This is a genomic window from Stenotrophomonas sp. Sm2128 (assembly GCF_030985535.1).
GTDB classification, from domain to species: Bacteria; Pseudomonadota; Gammaproteobacteria; order Xanthomonadales; family Xanthomonadaceae; genus Stenotrophomonas; species Stenotrophomonas maltophilia.
Genome location: NZ_JAPTFQ010000030.1, coordinates 41,173 through 50,550, shown reverse-complemented (window position 1 = coordinate 50,550; position 9,378 = coordinate 41,173). Strand labels below are relative to the sequence as shown.

Genomic DNA, 9,378 nt, shown 5'->3' with positions numbered 1-9,378 from the left:
GGCGTGAGCCGCATGGATGCGGCGACCGAGCTTACATGGACGTACTTGCAGCGTCCCCTGCGTGGCCCACCCCGCCCGGCCACGCGCGGCTGTTGCTTTCATGACCCCTCCACCAGCCACGAGGGGCTCCGCCGTTGGCCGTATCCGCGCCGAAGGCGCGATAATGACCGGATGGAAACCGTCCGCATCGCCACCCGCAAGAGCCCGCTCGCCCTCTGGCAGAGCGAACACGTCGCCGACCGCCTGCGCCAGGCCCATCCCGGCTTGCATGTGGAACTGGTGCCGATGAGCACCCGCGGCGACGAAGTGCTCGACCGTTCGCTGGCCGCCATCGGTGGCAAGGGCCTGTTCCTGAAGGAGCTGGAGCTGGCCATGCTGCGCGGTGAGGCCGACTGCGCGGTGCACTCGCTGAAGGATGTGCCGATGGAACTGGATGCGCCGTTCGCGTTGCCGGCAATGCTGACCCGTCACGATCCCGCCGATGGCTTCGTCTCCAACCTGTACGCCTCGCTGGACGCGCTGCCGATCGGTGCGCGGGTCGGGACCTCGTCGCTGCGTCGCCAGGCGCAGCTGCGCGCGCTGCGACCGGACCTGGAACTGCTCGACCTGCGCGGTAACGTCAACACCCGGCTGGCCAAACTCGACAACGGTGGCTACGACGCCATCGTGCTGGCCGTGGCCGGCCTGGAGCGTCTGGGTCTGGGCGAGCGCATCGTCGCGCGCCTGCAACCGCCGCAGTGGCTGCCAGCCCCGGCGCAGGGCGCGGTGGCGGTGGAGTGCGATAGTGGCAATGCGCGTCTGATGGCGTTGTTCGCCCCGCTTGATGACGCGGCCACGCGTGCCTGCGTGGAAGCCGAGCGGGCGATGAACCGTGCGTTGCATGGCAGCTGCCACGTGCCGGTGGCGGCCATCGCGCAGTGGCAGGGCGATGACCTGCACCTGCAGGGGCTGGTTGGCAGCGCCAGCGACGGCCGTGCGGTGCGCGCCGAAGCCGTGGGCCCAGGCAGTGATCCGGAAGCGCTGGGCCAGCAGGTGGCGAAGATGCTGCTGGATGCCGGTGCCGGCGAACTGCTGAACGTCTGAGCCATCGCAGGTCGTGCCGGCCAGCGGCCGGCACCACCGGAAGAAGAACGGGCGCCCTTGGCGCCCGTTTCTTACTTGAACTTGTAGACCACGTTCATCGTCGTCAGCGTATCGGTCTTGCGCTTGTCCTCGGCCACGTCACTGTTGTAACGCGCCTGCCAGCCGGCCTTCAGCGCCAGGTGCTCGTTCATGCTCACCGACACGCCGAAGTCGTTCTGGCCGAAGGTGTTGTACGAACCGGATTCGACCAGCAGGGTGTTGACCAGGTCGGTGTTGTCGGTCAGCGAGTACTTCATGTCGAACAGGCCGCGGCCGATCATGCCGGTGCGGGTGCGGTCGTCCTCGGTGCTGTGGGTGCGGCGCACACCGGGGCCGATCTGCGCGTCGAACGAGAAGCGCTCGGTGTTCCACAGGCGGGTGCCGTAACCCAGACCGAACGAGCTCTGGCGGTCGTAGGTGGCGAAGTCGTCGCGCTCTGTACGCACCGTGGCCGTCAGCTGGCGGTGCTCGCCCAGCTGCAGCGCGCTGCCGGCACTGCCGGTGTAGCGGTTGGCGGTGGTGTTGTTGCGGCGGGTAGTGGTGCCGTCGTCGCGGGTCTCGGTCACCTTGGAGCTGGAACGCAGGCCGGCCAGGTCCATGCTGTGCACCCAGTCGCCGTCGGTGTAGCGCAGGCGCAGGCGGCCGTTGAAGCTCTCGGTGCTGCTGTTGCCGCGTGCCGAGGCGAAGCCGAGCTCGCCGCCGCTGCCGCTCCACGGCGAAGACATCGCCGCCAGTTCGGAGGCATCCTGTGCATACGCGAGCGGCGCGCACAGCAGCAGGGGGATCAGCAGGGACACGCGCAGGGACATCGGGGCTTCTCCGAAGCGGTTGACAGCCGGTGATGATACTGGAAGCGTGATGGCGGTCAGAATCGATCCAAGGCGCGCTTCAGCAGACGTTGCCGCGGACGCCTATTCAGGGCAGATCGATACGCAATGCCGGGTCGTTGAAGCGCGAATAGCGCAGGCGCAGCTGGAAACTGCGGCCATTGCTGCTGCCGCTGCGCACGATCTGCCGTGGCAGGCCCTGGGCGTCCACCCAGTACTCCAGGCGTTCGCCGGCCTGCGCGCCGCGCAGGCGGTAGTGACGGGTCTCAACTCCATCCAGCGATTGGCTGCCCAGGTCTTCGGCCTGCAGCTCGGCAGGCAGGGCGTCGGCCGGCAAGGGATTGCGCCACTGCTCCAGCAGGCCCGGCGGGGTGGGAACCTGGCGGATCGCACCGTCGGCCTGCAGGAACATGGTGTCGCCAATGATCGTCTGCGGCCCGCCCGGGGTCTGCACCCGGAAGCGGTCGGGAGCGACGAAGTCCATGGCACTGCGCACCGGCTGCGGCGCGCCCAGCACCTCCAGCTCGGCATGGAAACTGCCCAGGGCAGCAAAGCGTTGGCTGGCGCCCAGTACGGCCTGGGCCGGATCTGCCGCGGGCACGGGGGCTTCGGTCCTGGCCGGCGCCGGTGCGCGATCGCAGGCAGCCAGCAGCAGGCAGACCAGCAGGGACAGGGCGGGCAACCGGCGCATCGGGCATTCCATGGGGGTGGGGGCGACCACGATAGCCCAAACGTCCCACACAAGACCCGCGACTCGGACATAATCGGGGGTATGGACCGATACGAACGCATCACCGCCCTGCATCGTCTGCTCAAGTCCGCGCGCTATCCGGTGACGGTGGCGACCCTGCAGGACAAGCTCGGTTGTTCCCGTGCCACCGTCTACCGCGACCTGGCCTTCCTGCGCGATGCGCTGATGGCACCGATCGAGGGCGACGGCGAGGCCGGCTTCCGCTACCAGGCCGACGAGAGCGACCGCTTCGAACTGCCTGGCCTGTGGCTCAGCTCGGAGGAGCTGCACGCCCTGCTGGCCTCGCAGCACCTGCTGGCGCGTACCGGCGGCGGCGTGCTGTCCTCGGTGCTGGCGCCGCTGCAGCAGCGTATCGAGAGCCTGCTGGCTGCCCAGGCCGGTGTCTCCAACTGGCCGGTGGACCGTGTGCGGGTAATCCCGCACCGCGGCCGCAAGTTCGATGAAGGCAGCTTCCGCAGCGTGGCCTCGGCGGTGCTGGAGCGCCGCCAGCTGGCGTTCGAGTACCGTGCCCGTTCCACCGACGAGCCGACCAAGCGCACCGTCTCGCCGCAGCGCCTGACCCATTACCGCGACAACTGGTACCTGGATGCCTGGGACCATGACCGCGAAGCCCTGCGCAGCTTCGCCGTGGACCGCATCCACAAGGCGCGCGTGGTCGACAGTACTGCGCGTGACGTCGCCGACAGCGAGCTGGACGAGCAGCTGGGTGCCAGCTACGGCATCTTCTCCGGTGCGCCGAAGGGCTGGGCGACCATCCTGTTCAGTGCCAAGGCCGCGCGCTGGGTGGCCGACGAGCATTGGCACTCCAAGCAGCAGGGCCGCTTCCTTGCCGATGGCCGCTATGAACTGAAGGTGCCGTACAGCGTCTCACGCGAACTGCTGATGGACGTGCTGCACTACGGCTCGGATGCCGAAATCGTCGAGCCGGTGATGCTGCGCGAGCAGGCCAAGGCGCTGCTTGAGCTGGCCCTGAGCAACTACGAAAAATCCTGACACTCCCCCCGAGAACTCCTCCGCCCATGAAGAAGACCCTGTTGCTGCCCCTGCTCGCCGCTGCGCTGGCCCTGACCGCCTGCGGCAAGTCCGGCGAGCCCTCGCAGAAGCTGGTGGTGGCCGCCACGGCCGTGCCGCATGCCGAGATCCTTGAGGTGGTCAAGCCGATCCTCAAGCAGGAAGGCGTGGACCTGGACGTGCGCGTGTTCAACGACTACGTGCAGCCCAACGACCAGCTGGTGCAGAAGCAGGTGGACGCCAACTACTTCCAGACCGAGCCGTACCTGGATGCCTACAACCGCGATCGCAAGACCGATCTGGTGAAGGTGATCGGCGTGCATATCGAGCCGTTCGGTGCCTATTCGCGCAAGGTCAAGTCGCTGGCCGAGCTGCGCGACGGTGCCGACGTGGTGATCCCGAACGACCCGAGCAACAACAGCCGCGCGCTGATCCTGCTGCACAAGGCCGGCGTGATCGAGCTGAAGGATCCGGCCAACGCGCTGTCGACCCTGCGTGACATCACCGCCAACCCGAAGAACCTGAAGTTCCGCGAGCTGGACTCGGCGATGCTGCCGCGCGTGCTGGACCAGGTCGACCTGGCCCTGATCAACACCAACTACGCGCTGGATGCGGGCCTCAACCCGACCAAGGATGCACTGGCGATCGAGAGCAAGGACTCGCCGTACGTGAACTTCCTGGTCGCGCGGCCGGACAACAAGGACGACGCCCGCGTGCAGAAGCTGGCCAAGGCCCTGACCAGCCCGCAGGTGAAGGCTTTCATCGAGACCAGGTACAAGGGCGCGGTGCTGCCGGCGTTCTGACCGGCGCTACGGACGTTCTGGCCATGCGGTCGTGCCGGCCACTGGCCGGCAATCTGCAAACGCCGCCAAGGATCATGGGGTTGCCGGCCAGCGGCCGGCACGACCTTCAGTCGACGTGGAAGGCGAGGGTGGCCGCCACGGCCTGCTGCCAGCCTGCATAGAGTTTCTCGCGCCGCGCCACTTCCATCTGTGGCTCGAAGCGCCGGTCCAGGCCCCATTGCGCGGCGATCTGCTCGCGGCTGGACCAGAACCCGACGGCCAGACCGGCCAGGTAGGCCGCGCCCAGCGCGGTGGTCTCGGTCAGCCGCGGCCGCAGCAGAGGCACCCCAAGGATGTCGGCCTGGAAGCCGGCCAGGAAATCGTTGCCGATCGCACCGCCGTCGGCGCGCAGTTCGGTCAGCGCGATGCCCGCATCGGACTGCATCGCATCAAGCACGTCGCGGGTCTGGTAGGCCATCGCCTCCAGCGCGGCACGCACGAAGTGTGCCTTGCGGGTGCCACGGGTCAGGCCGAACATCGCGCCGCGCACATCGCTGCGCCAGTAGGGCGCGCCCAGGCCGACGAATGCTGGCACCAGATACGCGCCGCCGCTGTCCGGCACCTGCGCGGCCAGTGCCTGGCTGTCGCTGGCACGCTCGATCATGCGCAGGCCGTCACGCAGCCACTGCACCACCGAGCCGGCGATGAAGATCGAGCCTTCGAGTGCATATTCCACGCGCCCGTCCAGGCCCCAGGCAATGGTGGTCAGCAGGCCGTTGCGCGAGCGCACCGCCTGCGTGCCGGTGTGCATCAGCATGAAGCAGCCGGTGCCATAGGTGTTCTTGACCATGCCCGGCTGGAAGCAGGCCTGGCCGAACAGCGCCGCCTGCTGGTCTCCGGCGATGCCGGCGATCGGGATCGGGTGGTCGAAGAAGAACTGCGGCCGGGTGTGCGCATACACCGTGCTGGAATCGCGCACCTGCGGCAGCATCGCGCGGGGTATGTCCAGCAGCGCCAGCAGGTCGTCATCCCAGTCCAGCGTGTGGATGTTGAACAACAGCGTGCGTGCGGCGTTGCTGTAGTCGGTCACATGCGCCTGGCCGCCACTGAGGTTCCATACCAGCCAGCTGTCAATGGTGCCGAACAGCAGCTCGCCACGCTCGGCGCGTTGCTGCGCACCTTCCACGTGGTCGAGGATCCAGCGCACCTTGGTGGCGGAAAAATAGGCGTCGATCAGCAGGCCGGTGCGTTCGCGGACCAGTGCCTCATGCCCGTCGCACTTCAGTCGCTCGCAGATGGCATGGCTCTGCCGCGACTGCCAGACGATGGCGTTGTGGATCGGCTGGCCGGTGGCGCGGTCCCAGACCACGGTGGTCTCGCGCTGGTTGGTGATGCCCAGCGCGGCGATATGACGCGGGTCGATCTGTTCGCGGCTGAGCAGTTCGGTCAGCGTGGCATAGACACTGGTGAGGATCTCGCGCGGGTCATGCTCGACCCAGCCGGGCTGCGGGAAGATCTGCGCGAACTCGCGCTGCGCACTGCCGACGATGTCGCCAGCACGGTCGAACAGGATCGCGCGCGAACTGGTGGTGCCCTGGTCGATGGCCAGCACGTAGCGGGGCGTCATGCAGCGTCTCCGGTGGCGATGGGGAAATCCTAATGCATCGATCGCGTCGCGCGCGGCCACCCTGGTAGCTGCCAACCTTGGTTGGCACACGTGGCAACACGGGGGGTCAGAGCCCTTTCCCTGGGAAAGGGATCCGACCCCCCATCCACGCCTGCAGCCGCGCCACCTGCGCCGCATCCAGCCGCAGCCCCAGCTTGCTCCGCCGCCACAGCACGTCCTCGGCGCTACGCGCCCATTCGTGGTCGCGCAGGAAAGCCACTTCCCGCGCATGCAGGCCGCCGCCAAAGTCCTCGCCGAGATCGTTCACACCCCTCAGGCCGTGCAGCAGCTCCGCGCTGCGGCTGCCGTAGGCGCCGGCCCAGCGGCGCGCAATCTCTGCGGGCAGCCACGGTGCCAGTGCCTGCAGGCGCGAGCACGCCTGCGTGGCGTCGCCCCAGTCGCTGCCCGGCAGTGGGTGGCCCGTTGCCGTCCATGCCGGTCCCATCTGCGGCAGGGCGGGGCGCAGCAGGTCCAGCGCTTCTTCGGCCAGCACGCGGTACGTGGTCAGCTTGCCGCCCAGCACATGCAGCGCGGGCGCCGGGTCGGACTGCAACTGCAGGCGGTAGTCACGGCTCAGCTTCGCTGCACGCGGATCTGGATCGGCAAGTAGCGGGCGTACCCCTGCGAACTGCCAGACCACGTCCTGCGGGGTGATCGGCTCGCGCAGGTAGTGGTTGGCGGCCTCGCACAGGTAAGCCACCTCCGAAGGCAGCACGCTGCACCGGGCCGGGTCGCCACGGTAGTCGGTGTCGGTGGTGCCGACCAGCAGGTGGTCGTGGGCGAACGGCAGCAGGAACACCACGCGGCCATCGGGCTGCTGAAGCAGGCAGGCGCTGTCGTCGGGCCAGGGCCGGCGCAGCACGATGTGGCTGCCCTGTACCAGGCGCAGGGCGGGGCCGCCATCGCGCGCCTGCATACGTTCCAGCAGGCCTCCTGCCCAAGGGCCGGCTGCATTGGCAACGGCCTGGGCGATCACCGTTTGCTGCCGGCCGTCGGTGGCTTCCAGCGTGGCCTGCCAACGGCCCAGCACAGGGCGCAGTTCAATGCAGCGGCTGCGCACATGTACCCGTGCGCCACGCCGGGCGGCATCCAGCGCATTGAGCAGTACCAGCCGCGCGTCATCGACCTGCGCATCGGCGTAGCTGAAGGCCTGCCGCAGCGCCGGGGAGAGCCAGGGGCCAAGCGGGTCGCGTTGCAGGTCCAGTGCGCGCGAGGCGGGAAAACTCGGGCTGCGCCGGCCCAGATGGTCATACAGCCACAGGCCCGCGCGCAGCATCCAGCGCGGTCGCAGGTGGGGTTCCCATGGCAGCACGAAGCGCAACGGACGGACCAGATGGGGGGCCTGGCGCCGCACCACTTCGCGTTCACCCAGTGCCTTGCGCACCAGTCCGAACTCGCCCTGTTCAAGGTAGCGCAGGCCGCCGTGGATCAGTTTGCTGCTGGCGCTGGAGGTGTGTGCGGCCAGGTCATCCTGCTCGCACAACAGCACCCGCAGGCCGCGGCCGGCCGCATCGCGGGCGATGCCGGCGCCGTTGATGCCGCCACCGATCACCAGCAGGTCGACGTCGTCCATCGCGTCTCCGTGTCCTGTGTGTGCGTAGAGTCGACTGACAGTTGACTGCCTTTTGTAGAGTCGAGGCATGCTCGACTTTTGAAAGAGCAGTCGACTGACAGTCGACTCTACAGAACGCGGGTGACGGAAACGACGACGGGCCCCGCAGGGCCCGTCGCGTTACATCAGTGAAGCCGGTGCTGCCTGGATCAGAAGCGGGCACCGATGCCGAAGCCGACGGTCCACGGATCCATCTTGGCTTCGCCGATCTTCTCGCCGCCGACCTTCACGTCCGGACGCGAACGCATGTAGCGGGCATCGGCACGGGCGAACCAGGTGGAGTTGATGTTCATGTCCACGCCGACGGTGCCGATCACGCCCTTGGCGTCCTTGAGGCGGATGTCGGAGCTGCTGCCGTCGGCCAGCGTTTCATTGCTGAAGCTGGACTGGTAGTAGCCCACGCCCACGAACGGACGGAACACGTTGTCAGCCTGGCCGAAGTGGTACTGGCCGCTCAGCGCGACCGGCTGCTGCTCGACGTTGCCCAGGCGGGCATTGTTCGGGCCCTTCACCTTGTGGTCGAACTTGTCGGCGGCGCCCCACAGTTCAACGGCCCAGTTGTCGTTGATGTAGTAGCTGAAGCTGACGGTCGGCGCCGGGCCACCATCGACCTTCTTGATGCCGTCGATCGGATCATTCTTCGGCTGCAGCAGCGCGACGCCGCCAACCACGGCAAAATGCTTGCCCGAAGCGGTATCGGTGGAGCTGCTGTCCTGGGCGAAAGCGGCCGGCGCGAAGGCGGCGGAGGTCAGCAGGGCGAGACTCAGGATACGGATGGAGCGCATGGGGGTATCTCCTAATGTTTCTTGTTTTGGGCCCCCGGTTGCGGGGCGAGCACACCGTAGTCGCCTCAACATGAATCGAATCCGACGCGCGTTAAAAAATAGTTTTCCTTGTTCAGCGATCAGCGCGAAAAGCCTGTATCCATGGGGTTTCTGGTCGTCAGTGGCATTCATTCAGTTGGAGAAGATGTGAGCGCGGCAACGCTGTGCGTCGGCCTGCAAGCGCAGGTGAACGTGGATTGCAGGGTGCTGCTGCTGGGTTCGATGCCAGGCGTGGCATCCCTCCAGGAGCAGCGTTACTACGCGCATCCGCGCAACCGCTTCTGGCCGCTGATGGCCGATATCTGCGGTTTCGACGCGGCTCTGCCCTATGTGCAACGGCTGCAGGCGTTGAACGCCGCGGGCATCGGCCTGTGGGATGTGATCGGCCGCTGCGAGCGGCGCGGCAGCCTGGATGCCGACATCGTGCGTGGCACGGAAGTGGCCAATGCGCTGCCGGAACTGATCGCCACGCTGCCTGAGCTGAAGCTGATCGGCTGCAATGGTGGTGCCTCGCTGCAGGCATTCCAGCGCTGGGTGCTGCCACGGCTGGAAACCCCGCCGAAGCTGGTCGCATTGCCGTCGACCAGCCCTGCCAATGCGGCGTGGTCGTTGCCGCGCCTGCGCCAGGCCTGGCAGCCGGTGGCCGACGCGCGGGCGACATGAAGCGGACATCGTCCGGACAATACGCTACCGACTGGTCGCGGCCGCGACCCATGGGCAACAGCCTGTCCCGGCTGCGTGCGTACTGAAAACACCTGTAACGGTTGGCGCTGGACCCCGCTG

General features: G+C 67.6%; 9 protein-coding genes. 4 read left to right on the top strand and 5 right to left on the bottom strand.

Annotated elements, in window-relative coordinates; all coding sequences use genetic code 11:
* The first annotated feature begins 171 nt into the window (after nt 1-171).
* Complete coding sequence (gene hemC / locus O0K41_RS10775; RefSeq protein ID WP_038646370.1) at nt 172-1,083, top strand: hydroxymethylbilane synthase; 912 nt, start codon at nt 172-174, stop codon at nt 1,081-1,083.
* A 71-nt stretch (nt 1,084-1,154) separates the two neighbouring features.
* Here the strand turns inward: hemC and O0K41_RS10770 are convergent, their stop codons facing one another.
* Nucleotides 1,155-1,931, bottom strand: coding sequence for a DUF481 domain-containing protein (locus O0K41_RS10770; protein ID WP_005411146.1), 777 nt, complete (start codon nt 1,929-1,931; stop codon nt 1,155-1,157).
* A gap of 106 nt (nt 1,932-2,037) precedes the next feature.
* Entirely contained in the window at nt 2,038-2,640 is a 603-nt protein-coding gene (locus O0K41_RS10765; RefSeq protein ID WP_049450396.1) for a hypothetical protein, read from the bottom strand.
* Between the two features lie 81 nt (nt 2,641-2,721).
* On the opposite strand from O0K41_RS10765, the gene O0K41_RS10760 reads away from it, so the two are divergent.
* Together O0K41_RS10760 and O0K41_RS10755 are read left to right on the top strand one after the other, a co-directional pair.
* The gene (locus O0K41_RS10760; RefSeq protein WP_005411144.1) at nt 2,722-3,693 is read left to right on the top strand and encodes a YafY family protein; all 972 of its coding nucleotides are present in this window, start codon (nt 2,722-2,724) and stop codon (nt 3,691-3,693) included.
* Between the two features lie 26 nt (nt 3,694-3,719).
* Nucleotides 3,720-4,514, top strand: a complete 795-nt coding sequence (locus O0K41_RS10755; RefSeq protein WP_012481327.1) for a MetQ/NlpA family ABC transporter substrate-binding protein — start codon at nt 3,720-3,722, stop codon at nt 4,512-4,514.
* 106 nt (nt 4,515-4,620) lie between these two features.
* Here the strand turns inward: O0K41_RS10755 and glpK are convergent, their stop codons facing one another.
* From glpK to O0K41_RS10740, 3 genes are all read right to left on the bottom strand, one after another.
* Nucleotides 4,621-6,120, bottom strand: a complete 1,500-nt coding sequence (gene glpK, locus O0K41_RS10750; RefSeq protein WP_005414549.1) for a glycerol kinase GlpK — start codon at nt 6,118-6,120, stop codon at nt 4,621-4,623.
* Between the two features lie 106 nt (nt 6,121-6,226).
* A complete protein-coding gene (gene glpD, locus O0K41_RS10745) occupies nt 6,227-7,732 on the bottom strand; it encodes a glycerol-3-phosphate dehydrogenase (protein ID WP_049450398.1) in 1,506 nt (501 codons plus the stop codon).
* 188 nt (nt 7,733-7,920) lie between these two features.
* On the bottom strand, nt 7,921-8,556 hold the full coding sequence (locus O0K41_RS10740) for an OmpW family outer membrane protein (RefSeq protein ID WP_005411140.1): 636 nt from the start codon (nt 8,554-8,556) through the stop codon (nt 7,921-7,923).
* Between the two features lie 186 nt (nt 8,557-8,742).
* On the opposite strand from O0K41_RS10740, the gene O0K41_RS10735 reads away from it, so the two are divergent.
* Nucleotides 8,743-9,258: a DNA-deoxyinosine glycosylase gene (locus O0K41_RS10735; RefSeq protein WP_005411139.1), complete on the top strand. Its 516-nt coding sequence runs from the start codon at nt 8,743-8,745 to the stop codon at nt 9,256-9,258.
* Nucleotides 9,259-9,378 lie beyond the last annotated feature (120 nt).

What these genes read in the sequence shown, in the direction of transcription:
- hemC (WP_038646370.1), top strand. Translation starts at nt 172, where the DNA reads ATGGAAACCGTCCGCATCGCCACCCGCAAGAGCCCGCTCGCCCTCTGG.
- O0K41_RS10770 (WP_005411146.1), bottom strand. Translation starts at nt 1,931, where the DNA reads ATGTCCCTGCGCGTGTCCCTGCTGATCCCCCTGCTGCTGTGCGCGCCG.
- O0K41_RS10765 (WP_049450396.1), bottom strand. Translation starts at nt 2,640, where the DNA reads ATGCGCCGGTTGCCCGCCCTGTCCCTGCTGGTCTGCCTGCTGCTGGCT.
- O0K41_RS10760 (WP_005411144.1), top strand. Translation starts at nt 2,722, where the DNA reads ATGGACCGATACGAACGCATCACCGCCCTGCATCGTCTGCTCAAGTCC.
- O0K41_RS10755 (WP_012481327.1), top strand. Translation starts at nt 3,720, where the DNA reads ATGAAGAAGACCCTGTTGCTGCCCCTGCTCGCCGCTGCGCTGGCCCTG.
- glpK (WP_005414549.1), bottom strand. Translation starts at nt 6,120, where the DNA reads ATGACGCCCCGCTACGTGCTGGCCATCGACCAGGGCACCACCAGTTCG.
- glpD (WP_049450398.1), bottom strand. Translation starts at nt 7,732, where the DNA reads ATGGACGACGTCGACCTGCTGGTGATCGGTGGCGGCATCAACGGCGCC.
- O0K41_RS10740 (WP_005411140.1), bottom strand. Translation starts at nt 8,556, where the DNA reads ATGCGCTCCATCCGTATCCTGAGTCTCGCCCTGCTGACCTCCGCCGCC.